This window comes from Cupriavidus necator N-1 (genome assembly GCF_000219215.1).
In the GTDB taxonomy this organism is placed as follows: domain Bacteria; phylum Pseudomonadota; class Gammaproteobacteria; order Burkholderiales; family Burkholderiaceae; genus Cupriavidus; species Cupriavidus necator.
In genome coordinates this window covers 584,216-604,867 of record NC_015727.1, presented here as the reverse complement: position 1 = coordinate 604,867, position 20,652 = coordinate 584,216, and the positions used below count along the sequence as shown (strand labels likewise).

Genomic DNA, 20,652 nt, shown 5'->3' with positions numbered 1-20,652 from the left:
TTCTACTTTTGCTATGCAGCCGCACGCACCTTACCGCCGCCAGACACGAAGATGTCAGCGAAGAACTCGCTTTCGGGCAGGCGGCAAGCCTTGATAAAGTCATCGCGGGCGGACTGCACGACAATCGGCGCGCCACACGCGTAGACCTGGTGGCCGGACAGGTCCGGGTAGTCGTCCATCACGGCCCGGTGGACAAAGCCGGTGCGACCGTCCCAGGCATCCTCATCGCTGGCCTCGGATACCACCGGCACGTACCGGATCCCATATTTCTCCTGCCACGTCGTTGCGAGCGCATTGAGGTAGAGATCGGACGGACGTCGGCCGCCCCAGTACAGGCTCATCGGACGGGCGCTTCCCTTGCTAGCCACATGCTCGATCATGGCCTTGATCGGTGCGAAGCCGGTGCCACTGGCCACGAAGATAATCGGCTTGGTGCTCTGCTCCCGCACAAAGAACGCACCGACGGGGCCTTCAATCCGCAGCAGGTCGTTCTCCTTCATCACATTGAAGACGTGGGTGCTGAATGGGCCGCCGTAGTTGCGCAGATGCAACTCGACCACGTCCTCGTCCTCCGGCGAATTGGCCATCGACAGGCTGCGGCGAATACCACCCGGCATCACGATATTGATGTACTGGCCCGGCAGGAACCTCAGGCGTTGCTTGGCGGGCAGTCGCAGCCGGATGCGCATGACGTCGTGCGCCAGCCGCTCCAGTTGTTGTACGCGGCAAGGCAGGCGCACGATGGGGATGTCCATGTTTTCACGCACCACGCTGCTTGCGATCGCCAGCGCAGATCGCGGCTTGGCCTGGCAAAGCAGCGCATAGCCTTGCTCCCGCTCAGCATCCGACAAAACGCAGTCGTCGGAGGCGCCGTGATCCACATCGCCCGCCAATACCTTGGCTTTGCAGGTGCCGCACGTGCCGGTGCGGCAGCCATGCGGTAGCGGAAAATTGTGGCTCAGTGCGGCGGAAAGGATCGTATCGCCCTCGCGCACCGCAAGCGTGTGGCCGACAGGCTCGAACGTGACCGGGTGCGTCACCGGTTCCATCACGGTCTCAGTCATGACTGTTCCCCGGAGACCGGCTGTGATGCCGAGTGAGCACAGGGAATGATGACAGCATCGGCGGCCACCACGCCATTGGGCAGGACAAACAACGGGTTGATGTCGACCTCGCCCACCTGATCGCGCGATTCCCAGGCAAACTGCGACAGCGCAGCCAGCGCGCGCGCCGCGGCATCGACATCCAGCGCCGGCTTGCCGCGGACACCGTCCAGGATGCGCCGGCATTTCAGTTCATCGAGCATTTCCCGCGCGCTCACTTCGTCGAACGGTGCCAGCCTGCAGGTCGTGTCGCCGAGGAGTTCGGCATAGATGCCGCCCGCACCGACGGCCACTACCGGACCAAAGACCTCGTCGTTGACCACGCCCGCGATCAGTTCGAAGCCACCCTGGATCATTTCCGTGACCAGGACCCCCGAGATGCGGGCGGCCGGCGCCTTCTGGCGTGCGTTCTCCAGGACCTCGGCGATCGCTGCCTCCAGTTCGGCGCGCGTGCGGATACCGACCTTGACACCGCCGACTTCGGTCTTGTGCGCAATGTCCGGCGAGACGATTTTGACCACCAGCGGCGCGGTCATGTTGTCGAAGACGGCGGCGTCCTCCACACCCCTGACGATCACGTCGTTGGACACCGGAATGCCAGCTGCCGAGAGGATGGCTTTCGCATCGGCTTCGGACAGCGATGCATTTTCCGCGTTACGCGGAAACACGTCGCGCGGTGCGGTCGCATTTTGCGGTGCCAACGAGGCTGCGGCGCGTTCGACACGGGCGCGGGCCTGCCTGTAGCTGGCCAGCATGGCCAGTGCGCCGGCCGCGCGTGAAGGCGAAGGCAGCACAGGAATGTTCGCCTTAGCGAATACCGTCAGTGCTTCCCCAACCTGGCTGGCTGGCGCCGAAGAAAAGACGACGATCGGCTTTTCGGTCGATCGCGAAATCTCACCCAGCACCTCGGCAGCGACCAGGCTCCCCGCCTTGCCGGTCGTCGCGATATTGACGCACACCGCATGCACATTGGGATCATCCAGCGTGGCACGTACCGCCGTCTCCAGATTGGCGCGATTGCTGGTGGAGAAGTAGCCGGCGGTCAGGTCGATGGGATTGTGGACTGCCCCGATGTTGGGAATGACCCCCTGCAGGCTTGTTTGGGTCTTTTCAGTCAGTTCGCAGAGCGACAGGCCTGCCGGCTCGCCGGCATCGGCGAAGACGATGGCGGAGCCGCCGGACACGCCCATCACCGCTACCCCGCCGCCCGCCGGATACTTGCCGCCTTCCAGCGCCTTCAGATAATCAACGGCCTGGTCAATTTCCCGAATCTCCACGATACCGCTCTGCTTGAAGGCCGCCGAGTAGTAGTCATAGCTGCTGGTCATGCTTGCGGTATGGGACGCCGCGGCGCGCGCGCCCTGCTCGGTCACCCCGGCCTTCCACAACAGCAGTGGCTTGCCACGGGCCATGGCCCGTTGGCCAACGTCGAGCAGCGCCCGGCCGTCCCGGGTACCTTCGATATACGCAAGGATGATTTTCGTTTCGTCGTCATCGAGCAAGGCATCGATGAGCTGAACGGCATCGATATCGCTTTCGTTGCCGGTGGCAATCACATGCCGGAAGCCGATACCCGCTGCCTCGCATGCCAGCGCAATGCTGTAGCCGAAACCGCCGCTTTGCGTGACCAGCGAGACGGAACCCGGCTTGAGCTTGGGCTCGCGCGTAATGCTGCCGAACGCGGCATACACATTGGCGTGGAGGTTTGCGAAGCCGAGGCAGTTGGGCCCCACGATACGCATGCCGGAGCCACGCGCGATCTCCAGCATCCGCCGTTCGCGCTCCACACCTTCAGGGCCGCTTTCTCGGAAGCCACCGCTGAGGATCAGCGCGAATGGCACGTGCTTCTCCGCGGCCGTTTCCAGCACCGGCAGCACGCCCTTGGCCGGGACACCGATGACGACGAGATCCACGTCCTCGTCAATATCGGCAACGGACCCGTAGCACTTCAGGCCGTCGAACTGCTCGTACTTCGGGTTCACCGGAAAGATCTTGCCGCTGTAGCCGTTCTTGAGCAGGGCCCGCACGACCTGCGAACCCGGGCGCGCGACGTCGTCAGAGACACCCACCACGGCGATTGATCGAGGCTCGAATAGATGACTGAATTTGTTCATACCTAGAGTTGATCCATTCCCGACCGACATCGGGACAAAACTGCGCACCTGGTGCGCGACAACGTCTGCGACGAGCAGCCCCCTGCGGGCCAGGCGCTGGGCCGGCTCCGATAGTCCTGACTTTAGTCTGAGCTGCCGCGCCAGTCAACATTTTTGGAATCGGTTCTGATGAACGAAACCACAACAACGCTTCCGTAATGGTTCCGTTGTTCGAAACTGATGCTATTGATCAAAACTTCTGCTACGATGGTGACATGGGTTGCCAGAAGGCGCTGAGCAACCCGCAAACGAGCGCGGAGCCCTTCCGCGATTTGCGGCAGACGCAAAGGAGAATGACGATGATTTACACGCGAAGTGGCGCCGACGCCATTGCGAAGCGAAATGTTGTGGTTTCCCCGGGGACTGGCAACAAGCATTGGGGAACCGTGTACTTTGGCCCGCGCTCTTCCAACGAGCGGCAGCCGGGCCCGCAGGCCACGATGTCGGAACTGGACGCCAACGAAACCATCGTCCCGCACTTCCACGGTGTGACGATGTTTCAACTCTTCGTCGCCGGGTCGGGTACCATCGGCAACCGTGGCCAGGTGTTGCAGCCGCTGACGGTCCAGTTCAAGGATCACCACACCGCGTACGGCCCGATCGTTTCCGGCCCGCAAGGCCTGTCGTTCGTGGCGATGCGCATGTACACCGGGAATTCCGAGCCGATCTATCTCGACAAGCCGGGGTACCGCGAGAAGCTGGAACAAAGCAAACGCAGGCACCTGACTTCAGAGCCGGTGCGCTTTTCCACCGAGCCGGTTCTCAAAGCCCGCACGGAAGTGGCATGGGAGACGCTGTTCGCAGACGAATCGGATGGCATGGCCGCACAAGTCGTCCGGCTCGGTGAAGGCATGACCGTACAGGGTCCTGATCCCCGTGCCGCTGGCGGCTACTACATCTTCGTCGGAAACGGCAGCCTAGTTCATGGCGACGAAGAACTGCCGCAGTGGTCCATGGTGGTCGTGGAGCCGAACGAGGAAAAGTTCGAGATCCGTGCTGGCGCGAAAGGCCTGGAGGCAATGGTGCTTCAATATCCGCGCGAAGACCGCGCGGCTTGGCAATAGCGAGTGTGGCGGCACGCCCTCTGGTAGGGCGTCTGCCCGCAGCAGCGTGTGCGATTAGCTGGTCCAGGCTTTACCGAATGTCTCGCCCCCGGGGATCCATCACTGAACCGGGCTTTTCCCGCGTTGGCGGGCTTTTTTTGGTCCGTTGGCGTTGAAAAAGCCACCGTGATCTCCGCTTTCGCGGCGACCACGGTGGCTTAACGGAACGCCTTTACCCCTTGTTTCGTGGGCCTGCCTCAGGCGGTGACGATTACCTCGTCCCCTTCAACATGGAAGGTATGCGGCATATCCACGGACGCCCATTCCAGGTAATTGACGACCTCGTCGAACTTCGGATGTCCGCGGCGCAAAACTTCCGGCCGGTACCGCTGGTCCATCGCCATGGGCAGGAATCCGACGCGCAGCACCCCTTCCTTTGACACCACTGCTTTCGCTAACAGGCTCAGGGTACACGCCTTGCCATATGGCATGAGCGGGTAATCGGGATCGAGATCGGTATGATTCCGGACCGCACCATGTGCCCATGCCGGCTCTGACCAGGACGGTGCCGGGAAGCCCTTCGTCATGGCAAAAACGCCCAGGCTGTAGAAAATCGTCTTGCCTTTGTAGACTTCCACCGCCTTCGGAATGTGCGGCGCATGCGCGACGACCAGGTCGGCGCCTGCATCGATGGCGGCGTGCGAAACGGCTACCTGGTAGTCCGCGATCACGCGTGGCAGGCGAATGACGCCGGAGTGAAAAGCCAGGATGACAATGTCCGCTTCCTTGCGCAGCTCCCGGATGTCTTCCAGAAGCATGGCCAGATCCTCGGGATCGGGCTCCGTCCGGATGCCAACTGGTTGGTGCGGACCGCGGGTTTCGTAGGACGTCCTGATCCGGATCGACGTGACGCCGGGCTTGTCGGGCCTGGCTTCGCTGCCGGCCGCGGCGACCGACGTATAGCCAAGGTAGGCCACCTTCACGCCGTTCTTTTCCACGATTGCGGCACGGCGGGCTTCCTTGAGGTTCCGACCCGCACCTGTCACCTGAATGCCCCGCGAATTCAGCAAATCGCGGGTATCCAGCATGGCGTCAGGCCCGGCGTCATAGGTGTGGTTGTTCGACATGGTGACGGCGTCAAACATGCCGTTGGTGTAGATCTCCGCCATCTCGACCGGCTGCGCTACCTGTGGTGCGTGGTCCGCCTTGATACCTCGGTTCGAATAAGTCCGCATGCAGTTCACGAACCGCATGTCCGCCTGCTCGAGCACGGGGCGCACCAACTCCGTGTAGCCCTCAATCGCAAAACCATCCCGCGCCCCATGCGCAGGACCACAGTCACCGCCGATCAACACCGTCACACTGCCAGACATACCTATCTCCTCACGACGCTTCGTTAAGTTCCGATTATCGGAATCGGTGCCACTTGTAAGAACAGATGTTAGCACCTGCCAGGATGCGTGCCAAGGCGCGGCCGCCGCTTCGGCTTTGCCCGTGGACCCGGTGGCGCACCCTTACCGCGGTTATTGGCCTTCCGCCTTGATGTTGGCGGCTCGGATCAGTTCACCCCATCGACGGTAGTCCTGCGCGACGAAGGCGGCCATTTCATCACTATTGGACCCGACCGGATCGGCACCGTTGGCTTGAAAACGTTCCCGTACGTCGGCGCTGTTCATGATTTTGACGACAGCCTGGCTGAGTCGTTCGACAACCTCACGTGGCATTTTTGCCGGGCCGATCAGGCCGTACCACCCCGAGGTGCCACCAAGATCCTTCAATCCCGCTTCTGACAGAGTCGGGACATCCGGCAGCATGCTGGACCGGCCGGTTCCGGTCACTGCGATGGCTCGTACCTTGCCGGACCGGATCGCCGGCAATGCAGCGACGATAGTCGGCAGTGACATGTCCACGTAGCCGGCCATGACATCGTTCAATGCCGGGCCCGAGCCTTTGTACGGCACGAACGAGAATCTAACGTTGGCAGCCCGCTGCAGCAGTTCCGTAGCCAGATGACCCGGCGCCGCCTGGCCCGTCGTGGCCGAGGTCAGAGGCGTTTTGTGGGACCGGGCCAGATGCATCAGTTCGTCCAGGTTGCGCGCCGGCAGCTTCGGATTAACCACGATCACGTTAGGAACGTTAGCCAGCAGCGAAATCGGGGTGAAATCCTTGACCGGGTCACGCGCCGATTTTGTGTACAGGTAGGGATTGGTCGTCATCCCCATGGAAGTCAACAACAGCGTGTAGCCATCGGGGGCCGCAGCCGCGACGGCATTGGCCGCGACCACGCCATTGGCGCCCCCGTGGTTCTCGATGACAACTGGCTGGCCCAACGCCTTGTACAGCCTTTCCCCGACCAGCCGCCCGATCAGGTCGGTCGAGCCGCCTGGCGGAAAACCGATTAGCAGCTTGATCGGTTTATCCGGGTAGCCTGCGTGGGCCGCAACCGGTTGCATCAATACCGCGCTGGCCGCGAGCAAAGGCAGTGAAATGAGCAAACGACGGATACTCCTCGACTGCAATGGAACCATTGTCTCCATGATTCTGTTCTCCAGGGTGGGAAGGATTTCGCGTGCCGCTTCGTGCGGCATCTGTCCGGCACAAGCCAAGTGCCGAATCACTTCGGCGCTTGGCGTCAATCTGGCTCGGGCCTGCTTACATCCGGTCGGTTCGCCCACCGTCCACATAAAGTGTGTGGCCGGTAACAAAGCTGGAATCGTCAGTGGCGAAGAACAACACGGTTGCGGCAAGCTCTTCCAGCCGCCCGGGCCGATTGAGAACAGCCATACTGGTACGAACACGGATATGCTCCGCCACCTCATCCGGGCTCCGCGTGGCGCCTGTCAGCGGTGTCAGGAAAAAGCCCGGCGCCACACAGTTGACATTGACACCACTGGGGCCAAGTTCTCGCGCCAGTGTCTTCGTCAGTTGGATGACCGCGGCTTTGGCAGAGGCATAAGGCGCGCTGGCCCCGGGGGTCAGCCCGCCGATATGCGGCGTGGTCCCGGTACCCAGGCTTGACGAGATATTGACGATCTTGCCGTACTGCTGTCGTTCCATATAGGGCGCCGCCGCCTGCGCGCAAAAGAAGACGCCTTTCAGGTCGAGATCGAGCACCGCACTCCAGTCCGCATCGCCCATACTGCCGAATGCCCGGTAGCGGGTGATGCCAGCATTGTTGATGAGGATGTCGACTCGCCCTTCGGCGGCGACCACGTCTTCCATGAAGTTGCGCAGGTCCTGCTGCTGCGTCACGTCCACCTTGTAAGCACGCGCCTTCCCGCCCAGGCCTTGAATCTCTTCTGTGGTCGACGCCATCGCTGCTTCATTCACATCCACGATGATCACGATGGCGCCTTCGCTGGCAAAGCGCAAGGCGATGGCCTTGCCGAGGCCGGAGCCGCCTCCCGTGACAATCGCCACCTTATCTCTCAGTCGCATCTTCATTCTCCTTGATTGAACTGAAGAAATTGTAGGTGGCGGAGTTGCGGCAATGGGCCGTGAATCTTCAACGCAGCATTGCAAGTCATTCAATGTCACGCTGCAAAGCAGGGGACACGCATCGCCCTATGATGCTGCTCACGGGCCGGCTGCCAATGCCGGAACTCGATGCTGGAATATCACCACCAGGAGATACAGAAATGCTTTGGATGATCAACTGCACCGACAAGCCGAATTCCGCTGCACTGCGCGAGAAATACCTGACCACGCATCGCGCTTATCTGGATGGCTGGAACGACAAGATCTTTTTCTCTGGTCCGCAACAAAACGACGATGGCTCCGCCTTCGTGGGTAGCTTTTTTATTATCGACGTACCGAGCCGGGCCGAGGCGCAGCGCTTCATCGAAGGCGAAACCTTTCACGCTGCCGGCGTGTTTGAAACAGTGAATATCCGCCGGCTGAAAAAGGGGCGTTTCCATCCCCAGGTGGCTGAGGCCGCCTGACCGGCCCTAGCCGAAAGGGTCTCCGCAAGAAAACCGACCCGCTCTGACGCGGGTCGCGTGTCACCATGGCAAGCTTTTTACTATGGACGAAGCAGCCTGGTCAGGGTCGTCACCGACGTCAGCGACTCCAGTCTCTGCACCGCATCCACCACGGCTTGCGCGGGAACAGCAAAGCCGGACAGGCTTGCCAGGCGATTGAACTTATCGATCTGCTCTCCGATGTCGCAAGGATTCCCAGGCGTTCCGTGCGCGTCGCGCGTCTGCGCATGCAAGACGCCGCCACCTTTCAGATGGACTTCAACACGGCAGGCAAACTGCTTTGGATACACCTCATCCGCGACAGGATCCACCAGGAGCTCGACCCGCTTCGCCAGCTCGGCCCGGACCGGGTCGCCAATCGCATCCAGGCTGAACGCCTTCGGATCTCCCGGATCCCCGGTAAGCGCGACCGATGCACAGTAAGGGATGCTGTACTGCGCATCCATGGTATCGGCCACCTCCGTATTGCCGTTGTACCGAACGGCGAATGCGCTTGTCGCGACCACGATTCTGGCGACCTTGTGCGCTTCGACGCCGCTCTGCTCGCGCATCGCAAGAAGCAATTGCACCACCCCCTGGATCCAGCCACAGATGGGATACACCTTTACCCAGACGTCATCAAGGGCCCAACGGTTTCCAAGGTTTGCATCGAGCAACGCCGGTTTTGCAGTGTCGCCGCTGAATGCATCAAGCAATCCAAACTTGCCATCGATCGCCCCGGGTGGCGCGGTGAAACCGCGGCGCGCAAGCATCGCCATGCGAACCGCCGCTTCGGCAGCGCGGCCAGCGTGCATGCGTTTGACCATGCCCGCGGAGCCAACCGCGAAGTTCTTGACTCCGGATGCGCAGGAACACGCGAGTCCGACTGCGTTGAGCAACTGGTCCAGCGGCAGGCGCATCGCCACGCCCGCGGCAATCGCCCCGGCGACGGGGCCCACCACGCTGGTCTTGTGAAAGCCGCGCTGCGAGGGATCCATGCCCAACGCCATGCTGATGCGTGCGGTCGCCTCGTACCCCGCCGCGATGGCCCGCAGCATCTGCACACCGGTGGCCTCCGCGGCTTCGGCTGCGGCGAGCACGGCCGGCACGATGACCGCCCCCGGATGAATCAGGGCCTCGGATAACAAGTCGTCCAGTTCGAACCCGTGCATCGCCGTGCCGTTGCACAGCGCGGCATGGCTGGGTGCGACGTTGCCGACCCGGCCAACAATGGTGCACGAACCGTGAGTGCCGTCCGCGAGCACCTCCGCGGTCATGATCTCGCTCCAGGGCTGACGTGCCCCAAGCAGTGCGCAGCCCAACGCATCGAGCAGGCACCAACGGGCTTTCTCCATGGGCGCGGTCGGGCATTCGTTGCCAAGCCCGTGCAGGAACTCGATGAGCCGGCGTGCGTTGGCCAGCGGCTGATGTGACGTCTCTGTGATAGGTGTCATCTTGAGGGGATTCCGAATGGTCGACAAAATTTTGCCGGCGCGCACGCGCCCTACCTTACTTGGCTTCGATATGCGCAGCCTTCACGACTCCGGTCCAACGCTCCACGTCCTTGACGAGGAATGCGTTCATATCCGCGCTATTCGATCCGACCGGTTCGGCGCCTTCGGCGATGAAGCGCTCCCTGACATCGGGCATCTTCATGATCTTTGCGACCTCGTTGCTGAGCAGCACGGCAATGTCCCCGGGCATGCCGGCCGGCCCCACCAGCCCATACCACCCTCCAGTGTCATACCCCGGCACGCCCGCCTCCGCGACGGTCGGTACATCGGGCATCAACGGCGAGCGCTTGCCCCCTGTGACGGCAAGCGCCCGGACCTTGCCAGCCTTCACCAGCGGCAAGGCCGTCGGAATCGTGGGGAAGGAAATATCGACGTGACCACCGATCAGGTCATTGATTGCCGGGCCCGATCCTTTGTAGGGAACATGATCCAGCCGTATCCCCGCCATCACCTGCAACAACGCGCCAGAGAGGTGCCCCGGGGAACCGTTCCCCGCGGACGCCTGCGTCAACGGTGACTGACGGGTGCGCGCCAGTGCCAGAAGTTCGGCAAGGCTCTTTGCCGGCACACCGGGATAGGTAACCAGGACATTGGGCACAATGGCAAGCAGTGAAATCGGGGTGAACCCCTTGACTGGGTCGTAATGCACCCGCTTGGTAAGCAGTGGATTCGTGGTGAGGCCGATCGAAGACAGCATCAACGTATAGCCGTCCGGTGGCGAATTCGCGGTCGCATCGCTTGCGATCAACCCGTTCGCGCCGGGCCGGTTTTCAACCACGACGGGCTGGCCCAGTGCCATGGAAAGTTTCTGCGCGACCAGGCGTGCGGCGACATCGGTAAAGCCTCCCGGCGCGAATCCGACGAGGATCTTGACAGGCCGGTTGGGATAAGGCCGCTGGGCCCAGGCGCCGCCAGCTGTCGACGCGACCGCCAATGCCAGTGTCGTGGTCAACAGTCTTCTGCGTGAAAATAGCTTGCTCATGCCTGTCTCCTGCCAGATATCAGTGGGTCAACTGCTGCAAGCGTTCTACGACGCGCTTGTTGACGAGGACGCCTTGCTTGCGCCGGAGCTCCCGCTCGCGAAAACCGCGCTCGGAAGGAATGCGGATTTCCGCGACACCGGCTTGCCGCGGAAGTCCTCTGATGCTGACCAGCAGTTCCTCCATCTCCGACGTGAACTGTTCAGTCGGCATCAGAAGTTCCGGATTGAATGCCACGAAGAGGTAGCCAAAGTCACTGACGTCGCCGTTGCGCATCCGTGCGCCCGCCACCAGTCCGAGCGCCTGGATGGCGACCGACAGGCCATAGCCCTTGTGTCCGCCAAAGGGCAGCACACCGCCCTCCAGCAATTCGCTCGCGACGCGCGTCGGTTGGCCGTGCTTGTCGATGCCGACGTCCTCATGAAACGTCTCGCCCAGAAACGCCTTCATCAGCAGTTCACCCGACATGACCGAGGCCGTGCCCATATCGAAGATGAACGGATCGATCTTGCCGGGTAGCGCAATGGCGAGCGGATTGGTGCCGAGCGCCTTGCGAACCGCCCCGGGCGGCACCACGGTGGGACTGCTGCTGCCAAAGTAAAGCGTGGCAAACCCTTCCCGGGCAATCTTCTCCAGGTAATAGGCATTGCGCCCGGCAAACCAGCTATTGCGCAGGCCGACGATGGCAATGCCGGACTGGCGTACCTTTTCGATGACGACCTCGACGGCACGGTTGAGCGAGATGTAGCCCACATTGTTTCCGCCATCGAGCAACGCTGACACCGGCGTCTCGCGCACGATCGATACCGGCGTACGCGGCTTCTTCAGTTCCTGCCGTTCAGCAATCACTAGAATCCGTGGCAAACCCGCGAATTCATAGCCCCAAGTGGCCGCGTCAACCAGGTGTGCGGCGATCGTCGCGGCCTCTTCTGGCGTGTACCCCAGCTTGCCCAGTGCGTCCTCGCCGAGCGCTTTCGCCTCGTTCACGCTCATGCGAATGGTGTTGTCGTTGTCGGTATCCAGCAGCTTTTCGGTCATGGTATCGAATCGAGTATCGAGGTTGAGGTGGTGCAGAGAGACGTAAGCGTTGACTGCGCACTTTGCTTCATTCGACGTGGAGATTTACCTTTTTCACTACCGGCCTCCATTTGCCCAGTTCGCTCACGATAAAGCGGGACATCCTCTCGGGCTCGCCCCCGACGATCTCGTACCCGGCTTCGGCGAGTTGCGCGCGCACCTTCGGATCCGCCAGGGTCTTGTTAAATGCCGCATTGAGCCGGGCGATCACCTCGGGCGGCGTCCCGGCCGGGACCAGTACGCCATTCCATGAGCTCACGTCGAAGGTCGGCACGCCTGATTCCGCTATCGTTGGTACACCTGGCAGTACAACAGTCCGCTTCGACGTCGTGATGCCGATCGCACGCAGCTTTCCGGCCTTGATTTGCGGCCCGACGACGACGGGTATGCCGATCAGGGCGTCGATTTCGCCGGACAGCACTGCTGTCAGGGCTGGACCGCCGCCTCGATAGGGCACGTGCAGCATGTTGGCGCCGGTCATCGACGCCAACAGTTCACCGCCAAGGTGGCCTATGGACCCCGGCGCTGACGACGCATAGGTAACCTGTCGCTTCTTCGACAGCGCAATGAGTTCCTGCACGTTGTGAACCGGCAGGTTGGCGTTGACCACGAGCACCTGCGGGACCAGCGTCAAGAAGATCACGGGCGCAAAGTCATCTTCGGTGAAGGGCATTCTGGGGAACACAAGCGGATTGATCGAATGCGTCGCCGAATATGCAAAGGTCAGTGTGTACCCGTCCGGGGCCGCTCTGGCCCCTGCTGCAGCGCCAATGTTGCCCGCTGCCCCCCCGCGGTTGTCGATCACAACGGGCTGGCCAAGAACCTGCCCCAGCCGCGCATGCAGTATCCGCGCGAGCAGATCAGCGCCCCCACCCGGCGGCCACGGCACGATCCAGCGGATGGGCCGGTCCGGATAGGACTGTGCCGCGCCGGCCATTGCCGTCATCGCGACGGCGCAGGCGAAGGCGGCCGCCATCAGTCGCAGAACCACTACACGAAGCCGCGCACCGCTGGCGCTGGCCGCAAAGAAGAATCCCGTCATTCGTGCTCACCCCATCAGAAGTGTTGCGTGTCAGTTGACTGGCGCCGTGCGTTGCGCTACGCCACTCACTTTGGCAGCATCATGTCAACGATGATCCTGACCAGGTCGACATAGCTGCGCATGATCAGGTACAGGAAAGCTGCGCCTAACGTGCCGGCAGCAAGGAAGGCAGGCGAGCCGCCCGCGGTCCAGAGCAACAAGCCACCCAACGGTGGGCATAGGGCAAGCAGTAGCGCCAGTACGTTGCCGTGGTTGACGAGGAAATGCAGCGCCGGAAAAGTCGGGACCGCTTGATCGGTGTGAACTTGCATATGTAGTACTCCGCTATCGAAAGGAAATGTGTCGCTATGACGCAAGTACGTCACAGCGTTCGGTGACATCAGACGATGGTCGACGATTCACGCCGGGATCAACGTCGACGCAATCGCATTCGCTGCGCGCAAGCCAAAGACCGTGGACCGGCTGAGCCCGCCGATGTACGCGACTTGCTCTCGATCACCACCGCCTTCGATGCCACCCGTCGCGCAGCCAGCCGCGTACAGGTTCGCAATCGGCCGGTTGGCTGTGTCTAGCACTCGCCCGTCAACGTCAATGGCGATCCCGCCCATGGTGTAGGTGATGCCGGCGCAGAGCTTCACCGCGTAGAACGGCGCCTTGCGGATTGGCCAGGCCTGATAGCCATCGGTGGTGCGCGTTGGTGCCAGGTTGCCGGCCAAGCCGCTGTCTACGGCCGCGTTGTACTGCGCCACCGTCTGCTGCAGGACTTCAGCGGGCACGCCGACCTGGCTTGCCAGACTGCCGAGGTCGGTGGCGGAGAAAAGGGTGCCTCCGCTCGACACCAATGTCGGGTTGGCGGAAATCAGATACTCGCGCCCGGGCCCGTTCCAGATATCCGCATCGAAAATTACCGTTGCGCCCAGCGGATCCGCCTGCGCCGCGATCGTGTTGGCCATGGTCACGCCGCCCAGGCCCTCGTTCACGAACCGCCGGCCGGACAAGTCGACGACAATTCCCGCTGCGCACACGAAATCCATCATCGGGAATGGCGACAGGTCATCGTTGTGCATGGCGTCCTGCGCCAGCACATGGCCGTAGAACCGGTTGAGCCCCACCAGTTGCGCGCCCGCTTCGCGAGCCATCCGTAGCCCATCGCCATGGCCAGTCTGCGCGTTCCGCTGTTTGAGCTTCTCCGGCGCGGGGCTGATGAACTCGCGCAGCAGATCCATGTTCGAATGGAATCCGCCGTCGCAGATCACGACAGCCCTTGCCTCGATATCGACCGGTCCCGACGTGAACTCCGCGTGCAAGCCGACACAGGCGCTGTCACGCATGGTCAGGCCGGTGGCGCGAGCGCCGTGCAGGATTTTGCCGCCGTGTTTCTGCAGGCCGCTGGCCAGGGTGCGCAACAGCACATCACCACCGCGGCCTACCCAATACTCGCGGCCCCGCGTCGCGATCGGCGGTGCCAGGGTATGCTTGCGGTACGACTCATACCCCACCCTGATAAACCGAACGCCCTGCCGCTTCAGCCATCGGGTCGCTTCGCCAATGTCGTTTGCCAGCGCCTCCACCAGTTCGGTGCTTGCGGAGTCACCGGTGCGCCTGGTGATGGCACGCAGGATCACCTGTGAATCGTCTGCCACGTCCTGGTGCGCGACGTGGAACGCGCCGCCAGCCAAGCGCGTGTTGCACAGGTATTTCCCCGACTCCCCGCTCTCCAGCACCAGCGTTTTGATGCCTTGTTCCGACAAACGCACGGCCGTTGTCAGACCCGCGATCCCTGCGCCGACGATGACGACATCGGTATCGATCGATTTCATGGAACCCCCCGCTTTTCTTGCCGTTAAGAAGCCTGCGCTGGCTGACCTTTCGTTATGGAGCAGCGAATGACGAAGCCATTCTAGGGTCGTGCTCGCGGCGAAACCACGAGCCGGTTTTAAGCACCTTCAACTGCCAATTGATAATGAAGGCAGGATCTTCGCAGGGCGGGCTTCAGGAGCGGCAGCCCGCACGCCTCCGGCTTGCGGTGACGCCCGGGAAATCGGCAAAGCGCTGCCACGCCGACGCGGCGCGTGCGAATCGGGCCGCATTGCCAGTCACCTCACTCCTGGCGAAAATCGGGATGCAAGCTGAGGACGTGATACAGAAAGTCCGCCATGACGCGGATCTTTCTTGGTATCTGGTTACGTTGCTGCATGTAGATCGAGTAGCTCAGTTCGCCGTCGACCTGCCCATCCAACACTGTCTCAAGGCGTCCGGAGCGGAGGTAAGGGCTCACGCGGTAGCGCGTGAGGAGCCCGATTCCGGCGCCACTGAGCATCGCCTCGATGAGACTGTCGCCGTCATTGGTCACCAGGCACGCTCGTCCCTGGCCGGTTACGACCTCGTGTCCGGATCGCAGCCGCCATGGCCGCACCGCGTTCGTCACCCAGCTCCGGATATCGAGCCGGCGATGGCGCGCCAACTCCTCGATGGTCATCGGCCTGCCGTGGCGTTGCAGGTAGGCGGGGGAAGCACAAAGGACGAATGGCGATGTCACCACGCGTCGCGCGATCAACGTCGTGTCCGGCAGGGGGTGGGGAAGGACGCCGACGTCGATGCCTTCGGCGACGACGTCGGGAATCCTGTTCTGAACAATGAGGTCGACGGAAACGCGCGGGTAGTTCTCGAGGAAGCGTCCCAGTGCCGGAGCGATGAAGCGCGAAGCCATGCCGACCGGCGCGGCAAGCTTGACGGTGCCGAAGGCTTCCTCCGAGGCGTCACGCATCCGCTCGATCTCATCGTCGATCGAGCGAAACGCCCCAACGCAGGTACGGTAGAAGCTGGCGCCTTCTTCGGTAAGGCTGATCTTCCGAGTACTGCGATTGAGAAGCCGGACACCGACCCAGTCCTCGATCAGCTTGACGTGAATGCTGGCCGCTTGTGGCGTGATGCCCAGTTCTCGGGCAGCACGGCTGAAGTTGCCGGTCTGCACAATCCGGATAAAGGTATTGATACCGCGCACATTCTCCATGATGTACAGGTCACATTGGCGACCTCTCCGGCGTAGAAGTCCTTCACGCGCTGCCGCCCTGCGGCGGGTCCCCTGTTTCACGACCTCTGGTTCCGATAGCCGGAACGTGGTCTGATATTCGGAACCATGATACCATCGGTCGCGCCGCGCGGTGATAGGGCATTTCCCCCTATCCTTCCCAGGCTGATTCGCCAAGGCAACATAGATGAAACTACCTACCGCATTGATGCCGCTTGAAGGCCCTGTATTCCGGAGCCTCTGGTTCGCCTGGCTGGCGGCGAACATGACAATGTGGATGAACGACGTTGCATCTGCGTGGTTGATGACAACGCTGACCGACAGTGCCGTGATGGTCGCGCTGGTCCAGAGCGCGAGCACTCTGCCGGTATTCCTGCTCGGGCTGCCCAGCGGGGCGCTGGCAGACATTTCTGACCGGCGCCTATATCTCGCCTCGACCCAGCTTTGGGTCGCGGCCGTGTCCCTGCTCACTGCCGCGCTCGCGTTTGCCAATGCGCTATCCGCGGAGTTGCTCCTTGGCCTGACCTTCCTTAACGGTATCGGGCTGGCCATGCGCTGGCCTGTCTTTGCCGCCATCGTCCCCGAGGTGGTCACCAAGGGACAGCTGCCAGCGGCACTTGCCTTAAACGGCATCTCCATGAATCTTTCCCGCGTCGTGGGTCCGACCGTCGCAGGAGCATTGCTGGCCGGACCCGGCACCGCCTGGGTGTTCGTTCTCAACGCCGTCGTTGCCGCGGGGGCGCTCGTCGTGATCCTGCGCTGGCGCTCGGTCAAGCGGCAGACAACGCTACCCGGGGAACGATTCTTCGGCGCCGTCCGCATCGGCCTGCAGCATGTGCGCGAGTCACCGCGGATGCGCGCGGTCACATTGAGAGTCTTCCTCTTCTCCCTGCAGATGAGCGCACTCGTTGCGCTGATGCCCCTGGTAGCACGCCGCTTGAGCGGTGCTGGCCCGGGTATGTTCACGCTGCTGTTGGCGACCATGGGGACAGGCGCCATCGCCGCTGCGCTGCTGATGCCGCGATGGCGAGCACGACTCGGCCGGGATCAGATCGTTTTGTGGGGCTCTCTGATGCACGCGGCGGCAAGTGGGGTCGTAGCACTTGCGCCGGCAACCTGGATTGCCCTGCCGGCCATCTTTATCGTTGGCATGGCGTGGATCTCGACGGCGAATACCCTGTCGACAGCGGCACAGCTGGCTCTGCCCAACTGGGTGCGCGCACGTGGCATGTCGGTCTATCAGATGGCACTGATGGGCGGCACCGCCCTTGGCGCGATGCTGTTCGGCAGTGTTGCAGCCAGGTTCGGCGTACAGGCGGCCATCGTATCGGCGGCAGTGGCAGGTGTGCTTCTGCTTCCGATCGTCCGGCGCTGGTCCGTGGGCGGCAAGGATGTCAACCTCGATCTGGTGCCTGCTACTGAGGTGATGGAGCCGGTGACCGCGGTTCAGCCGGACGAAGGCCCCGTCATGGTGACGGTCGAATACCACATCAACCCTGCGCATGCTGCGGAGTTCGTTCAGGTAATGCACCTCACACGCGCGGCCCGGCTGCGCCGGGGTGCGCTGTCCTGGGGGCTTTTCCGGGACACTGCGATCCAGGGATGCTATCTCGAGTACTTTCTCCATGAGAACTGGCTCGAGCACCAGCGCAGGCTGGAGCGATTCACCGCCGCAGACGCCGAGCTGCGCGAACGACGCCTTGCCTTTCACATTGGCGAACAGCCGCCAGTGCGCAAGCGCTATGTCGGGGACCAGCGGTACCACTTCTGACGCCAGCCATTCTCCGGAAGCGAAAACAAGAGATTCAGCCTCTCCGAAACCTCTTGCTTAATTAATGCTTAATAGGCCTATAAGAGGTACTAATGAGTGTTTCGGACAATAATCCGTCGCTGGCGTTACCCTCGCCCGCGCGATTAGCGTTCCGTACTTTCATTCGCATAACCAGAGATTTGCCATGCCCCAACTTCAAGTCAACGGCCAGGCCAAAGATATCAACGCGCCAGACGACATGCCGTTGCTATGGGTGCTGCGCGATGAGCTCGGCATGACCGGCACCAAGTTCGGTTGCGGCATGGCGCTTTGCGGCGCCTGTACGGTGCACTTGGATAACACGCCGGTCCGCGCTTGCGTCACCCCTGTTTCCGCCGCTTACGGGCATGCGATCTCCACCATTGAAGCCATGGAGGCCGACCGCGTGGGCCGGCTGGTGCAGCGGGCATGGGTGGAGCACAACGTCGCCCAGTGTGGCTATTGCCAGGCGGGACAGATCATGGCCGCTGTGACCCTGCTCAAGGCCACGCCCGCGCCCACCGAAGAGCAGATCGACGAGGCCATGAGCGGCAATATCTGCCGCTGCGGCACGTATCCGCGCATTCGCGCGGCCATCAAGCAGGCGGCCAGCCAGCTGTCGCGGGGGGCTCGGTAAATGATGACAACCGCTCAACTCTCCCGGCGTGGGTTCCTGAAAGGCAGCCTGGGCGCGCTGACACTTGCCGTCACCGCACGCGGCGCGGTCAGCACGGTATGGGCCTCCGAGACCGGACCGAAAAAGTATGGTGCCGACACCATGCCTGGCGGCACAGTCGACGACCCGTTGGCCTTTGTCTCGATCGCGGCGGACGGCACGGTCACCATCGTGGCACACCGCGCCGAGATGGGCACCGGTGTGCGCACCAGCTTGCCGATGGTCGTGGCCGACGAGATGGAAGCGCGTTGGGAACGTGTAAAGGTCGTCCAGGCGGAAGCCAATGAAGCCCGCTACGGCAATCAGAACGTCGACGGTTCGCGCAGCGTGCGGCATTTTTTTGTGCCGATGCGCCGCGTGGGCGCAGCGGCTCGCCATATGCTCGAAGCTGCCGCGGCGGCACGCTGGTCCGCACCCATCGCGGAAGTTCGCGCGGTGCAGCACGAAGTTGTCCACCAGCCCACGGGCCGCCGGTTTGGCTATGGCGAGTTGGCCGCGGACGCAGCCAAGGTGCCGGTCCCGCAGGTCAATGCGCTCAAGCTCAAGGACAAAGCCGATTTCCGCTATATCGGCAAGGAGCGGGTGCGGCTGGTCGACCTGGAGGCAATCGGTAAAGGCCTGGCCACCTACGGCATGGATATGCGCCTGCCCGGGATGGTTTATGCTGTGGTCGCGCGTCCGCCGGTGGTGGGCGGGAAGCTGCGCCGCGTCGATTCAGCCAAGGCGCTGGCAGTACCTGGTGTGCTGAAGGTGGTTGAAGTACCGGCCTTCAAGGGCGCGCCAGGTTTCCAGCCGCTGGGTGGTGTCGCCGTGGTCGCGCGCAACACCTGGTCGGCGATGCAAGGCCGCGCCGCCCTGGAGATCGAATGGGACGACGGGCCCAACGGCGGCTACGAATCGGCAGCCTACCGGCAAACGCTGGAAGCCGCCGCCCGTACACCCGGCAAGGTAGTGCGCAATGCCGGCGATGCGCTGCAGGCCTGGAGCCAGGCGCCCAGGGCGGAGCGCTTTGCCGCTGAATACTACGTGCCGCACCTGGCCCACGCATCGATGGAGCCGCCGGTGGCCACCGTGCAGATCCGCGGCGATCATGCCGAAGTCTGGACGTCCGTCCAGAACCCGCTCGCGGCCCAGCGCGCCGTGGCCACGCGGCTGAAGCTCAGGCCCGAGAACGTCAAGGTGAATGTCCTGTTGCTTGGCGGTGGCTTTGGCCGCAAGTCCAAGCCCGACTTCGTCGACGAGGCCGCGATCGTGGCCCAGGCCATGCCAGCGGGCACGCCAGTCAAACTGGTGTGGACACGGGATGACGACATCCATCACGACTACCTCCACACTGTCTCGGCAGAGCGCCTGGAAGCCGTGGTCGGCAAGGACGGACAGGTGCAGTCCTGGCTGCACCGCAGTGCCGCGCCCACGATCGCATCGCTGTTCACGGAAGGAGCCAAGGGGCAGCAGTTGTTCGAGTCCGCCATGTCGGCCATCAACATGCCCTACCGCATTCCCAACGTGCGGGTTGAAACGGCGGAGGTGCCCGCCCATGCTCGCATCGGCTGGTTCCGCTCGGTCGCCAATATTCCGCATGCCTTCGCGGCGCAATGCTTCATCGCCGAACTGGCGCATCGCGCGCGCAAGGACCCCAAGCAGTTTGCGCTCGACCTGATTGGCACGGCGCGCAAGATCGATCCTGGCACGCTAGCCGACAACTGGAACTACACGGAATCACCGGAGCGCTATCCCTTCGACACGGGCCGCCTTCGTGGCGTCATCGAAGCCGCCGCACGCGGCGCTGGCTGGGGCCGCAAGCTGCCCAAGGGCCACGGACTGGGCCTGGCATTCTGCTACAGCTTCATGAGCTACACCGCCACCGTGGTCGAGGTGGCAGTGGACGCCAAGGGCGAGGTGCGCGTAGTGGCCGTTGATATGGCAATGGACTGTGGCCCGCAAATCAACCCCGAGCGCATTCGCGCGCAGATGGAGGGCGGCGCCATCATGGGCTTGAGTCTGGCATTGAGCAGTGAGATCACGTTCGACAAGGGTCGCGTGCAGCAGAGCAACTTCCACGACTACGAGGTGCTGCGCCACCACGCCTCGCCGCGCGTGATCCGTACCCATCTCGTGAACGACAATCATGACCTGCCGCCGGGCGGCGTCGGCGAGCCTCCGGTGCCGCCAGTGGCACCGGCGCTATGCAACGCGATCTTTGCCGCCACGGGCAAGCGCGTGCGCAGCCTGCCGGTGCGCAAGGTAGTGTAAGGCCTAGTTGCCACCCTCCCGGCGCGCCAATG

Annotated in this window: 17 protein-coding genes; 5 read left to right on the top strand and 12 right to left on the bottom strand. The window is 62.6% G+C overall.

Annotated elements, in window-relative coordinates; translation table 11 throughout:
* Nucleotides 1-11: 11 nt before the first annotated feature.
* Together CNE_RS32810 and CNE_RS32805 are read right to left on the bottom strand one after the other, a co-directional pair.
* Complete coding sequence (locus tag CNE_RS32810; RefSeq protein ID WP_013959051.1) at nucleotides 12-1,064, bottom strand: CDP-6-deoxy-delta-3,4-glucoseen reductase; 1,053 nt, start codon at nucleotides 1,062-1,064, stop codon at nucleotides 12-14.
* Complete coding sequence (locus CNE_RS32805) at nucleotides 1,061-3,265, bottom strand: acetate--CoA ligase family protein (RefSeq protein ID WP_238553207.1); 2,205 nt, start codon at nucleotides 3,263-3,265, stop codon at nucleotides 1,061-1,063. Before CNE_RS32805 ends, CNE_RS32810 begins: the two co-directional genes overlap by 4 nt.
* Before the next feature lie 290 nt (nucleotides 3,266-3,555).
* Here CNE_RS32805 and CNE_RS32800 point away from each other — a divergent pair, with 290 nt between their 5' ends.
* A complete protein-coding gene (locus CNE_RS32800; protein WP_238553206.1) occupies nucleotides 3,556-4,320 on the top strand; it encodes a hypothetical protein in 765 nt (254 codons plus the stop codon).
* 236 nt (nucleotides 4,321-4,556) lie between these two features.
* Here the strand turns inward: CNE_RS32800 and CNE_RS32795 are convergent, their stop codons facing one another.
* The 3 genes from CNE_RS32795 to CNE_RS32785 form a co-directional block, all read right to left on the bottom strand.
* Nucleotides 4,557-5,672 (bottom strand): CapA family protein, encoded by a 1,116-nt coding sequence (locus CNE_RS32795; protein WP_013959048.1) that lies wholly within the window; start codon nucleotides 5,670-5,672, stop codon nucleotides 4,557-4,559.
* A gap of 150 nt (nucleotides 5,673-5,822) precedes the next feature.
* Nucleotides 5,823-6,836 carry a Bug family tripartite tricarboxylate transporter substrate binding protein gene (locus tag CNE_RS32790; RefSeq protein WP_013959047.1) on the bottom strand — a complete coding sequence of 338 codons (1,014 nt, stop codon included), beginning with the start codon at nucleotides 6,834-6,836 and terminating at the stop codon, nucleotides 5,823-5,825.
* Nucleotides 6,837-6,951: 115 nt separating this feature from the next.
* Nucleotides 6,952-7,737, bottom strand: coding sequence for an SDR family NAD(P)-dependent oxidoreductase (locus CNE_RS32785; RefSeq protein WP_041229229.1), 786 nt, complete (start codon nucleotides 7,735-7,737; stop codon nucleotides 6,952-6,954).
* A gap of 128 nt (nucleotides 7,738-7,865) precedes the next feature.
* On the opposite strand from CNE_RS32785, the gene CNE_RS32780 reads away from it, so the two are divergent.
* Nucleotides 7,866-8,240: a YciI family protein gene (locus CNE_RS32780; RefSeq protein WP_158310036.1), complete on the top strand. Its 375-nt coding sequence runs from the start codon at nucleotides 7,866-7,868 to the stop codon at nucleotides 8,238-8,240.
* An 80-nt stretch (nucleotides 8,241-8,320) separates the two neighbouring features.
* Here the strand turns inward: CNE_RS32780 and CNE_RS32775 are convergent, their stop codons facing one another.
* The 7 genes from CNE_RS32775 to CNE_RS32745 form a co-directional block, all read right to left on the bottom strand.
* Nucleotides 8,321-9,757 carry an MmgE/PrpD family protein gene (locus CNE_RS32775; protein WP_013959044.1) on the bottom strand — a complete coding sequence of 479 codons (1,437 nt, stop codon included), beginning with the start codon at nucleotides 9,755-9,757 and terminating at the stop codon, nucleotides 8,321-8,323.
* 10 nt (nucleotides 9,758-9,767) lie between these two features.
* Nucleotides 9,768-10,754: a Bug family tripartite tricarboxylate transporter substrate binding protein gene (locus tag CNE_RS32770; RefSeq protein WP_013959043.1), complete on the bottom strand. Its 987-nt coding sequence runs from the start codon at nucleotides 10,752-10,754 to the stop codon at nucleotides 9,768-9,770.
* Between the two features lie 19 nt (nucleotides 10,755-10,773).
* The gene (locus CNE_RS32765) at nucleotides 10,774-11,790 is read right to left on the bottom strand and encodes an Ldh family oxidoreductase (protein WP_013959042.1); all 1,017 of its coding nucleotides are present in this window, start codon (nucleotides 11,788-11,790) and stop codon (nucleotides 10,774-10,776) included.
* Nucleotides 11,791-11,857: 67 nt separating this feature from the next.
* Nucleotides 11,858-12,871 (bottom strand): Bug family tripartite tricarboxylate transporter substrate binding protein, encoded by a 1,014-nt coding sequence (locus tag CNE_RS32760; RefSeq protein WP_013959041.1) that lies wholly within the window; start codon nucleotides 12,869-12,871, stop codon nucleotides 11,858-11,860.
* 65 nt (nucleotides 12,872-12,936) lie between these two features.
* On the bottom strand, nucleotides 12,937-13,182 hold the full coding sequence (locus CNE_RS32755) for a hypothetical protein (protein WP_013959040.1): 246 nt from the start codon (nucleotides 13,180-13,182) through the stop codon (nucleotides 12,937-12,939).
* Between the two features lie 87 nt (nucleotides 13,183-13,269).
* Entirely contained in the window at nucleotides 13,270-14,691 is a 1,422-nt protein-coding gene (locus CNE_RS32750; protein ID WP_013959039.1) for an FAD-dependent oxidoreductase, read from the bottom strand.
* A 281-nt stretch (nucleotides 14,692-14,972) separates the two neighbouring features.
* The gene (locus CNE_RS32745; protein ID WP_013959038.1) at nucleotides 14,973-15,884 is read right to left on the bottom strand and encodes a LysR family transcriptional regulator; all 912 of its coding nucleotides are present in this window, start codon (nucleotides 15,882-15,884) and stop codon (nucleotides 14,973-14,975) included.
* Nucleotides 15,885-16,089: 205 nt separating this feature from the next.
* On the opposite strand from CNE_RS32745, the gene CNE_RS32740 reads away from it, so the two are divergent.
* The 3 genes from CNE_RS32740 to CNE_RS32730 all read left to right on the top strand — a co-directional run bounded on the left by CNE_RS32740 (nucleotide 16,090) and on the right by CNE_RS32730 (nucleotide 20,620).
* Nucleotides 16,090-17,673: an MFS transporter gene (locus CNE_RS32740; RefSeq protein WP_013959037.1), complete on the top strand. Its 1,584-nt coding sequence runs from the start codon at nucleotides 16,090-16,092 to the stop codon at nucleotides 17,671-17,673.
* A 184-nt stretch (nucleotides 17,674-17,857) separates the two neighbouring features.
* Nucleotides 17,858-18,328 (top strand): (2Fe-2S)-binding protein, encoded by a 471-nt coding sequence (locus CNE_RS32735; RefSeq protein ID WP_013959036.1) that lies wholly within the window; start codon nucleotides 17,858-17,860, stop codon nucleotides 18,326-18,328.
* Entirely contained in the window at nucleotides 18,329-20,620 is a 2,292-nt protein-coding gene (locus tag CNE_RS32730; protein ID WP_013959035.1) for a xanthine dehydrogenase family protein molybdopterin-binding subunit, read from the top strand.
* Nucleotides 20,621-20,652 lie beyond the last annotated feature (32 nt).

Coding starts and splice junctions, on each gene's coding strand:
- CNE_RS32770 (WP_013959043.1), bottom strand. CDS start 10,754: ATGAGCAAGCTATTTTCACGCAGAAGACTGTTGACCACGACACTGGCA.
- CNE_RS32760 (WP_013959041.1), bottom strand. CDS start 12,871: ATGACGGGATTCTTCTTTGCGGCCAGCGCCAGCGGTGCGCGGCTTCGT.
- CNE_RS32800 (WP_238553206.1), top strand. CDS start 3,556: ATGATTTACACGCGAAGTGGCGCCGACGCCATTGCGAAGCGAAATGTT.
- CNE_RS32750 (WP_013959039.1), bottom strand. CDS start 14,691: ATGAAATCGATCGATACCGATGTCGTCATCGTCGGCGCAGGGATCGCG.
- CNE_RS32735 (WP_013959036.1), top strand. CDS start 17,858: ATGCCCCAACTTCAAGTCAACGGCCAGGCCAAAGATATCAACGCGCCA.
- CNE_RS32795 (WP_013959048.1), bottom strand. CDS start 5,672: ATGTCTGGCAGTGTGACGGTGTTGATCGGCGGTGACTGTGGTCCTGCG.
- CNE_RS32765 (WP_013959042.1), bottom strand. CDS start 11,790: ATGACCGAAAAGCTGCTGGATACCGACAACGACAACACCATTCGCATG.
- CNE_RS32730 (WP_013959035.1), top strand. CDS start 18,329: ATGATGACAACCGCTCAACTCTCCCGGCGTGGGTTCCTGAAAGGCAGC.
- CNE_RS32740 (WP_013959037.1), top strand. CDS start 16,090: ATGAAACTACCTACCGCATTGATGCCGCTTGAAGGCCCTGTATTCCGG.
- CNE_RS32790 (WP_013959047.1), bottom strand. CDS start 6,836: ATGGAGACAATGGTTCCATTGCAGTCGAGGAGTATCCGTCGTTTGCTC.
- CNE_RS32780 (WP_158310036.1), top strand. CDS start 7,866: ATGATGCTGCTCACGGGCCGGCTGCCAATGCCGGAACTCGATGCTGGA.
- CNE_RS32810 (WP_013959051.1), bottom strand. CDS start 1,064: ATGACTGAGACCGTGATGGAACCGGTGACGCACCCGGTCACGTTCGAG.
- CNE_RS32785 (WP_041229229.1), bottom strand. CDS start 7,737: ATGCGACTGAGAGATAAGGTGGCGATTGTCACGGGAGGCGGCTCCGGC.
- CNE_RS32745 (WP_013959038.1), bottom strand. CDS start 15,884: ATGGAGAATGTGCGCGGTATCAATACCTTTATCCGGATTGTGCAGACC.
- CNE_RS32755 (WP_013959040.1), bottom strand. CDS start 13,182: ATGCAAGTTCACACCGATCAAGCGGTCCCGACTTTTCCGGCGCTGCAT.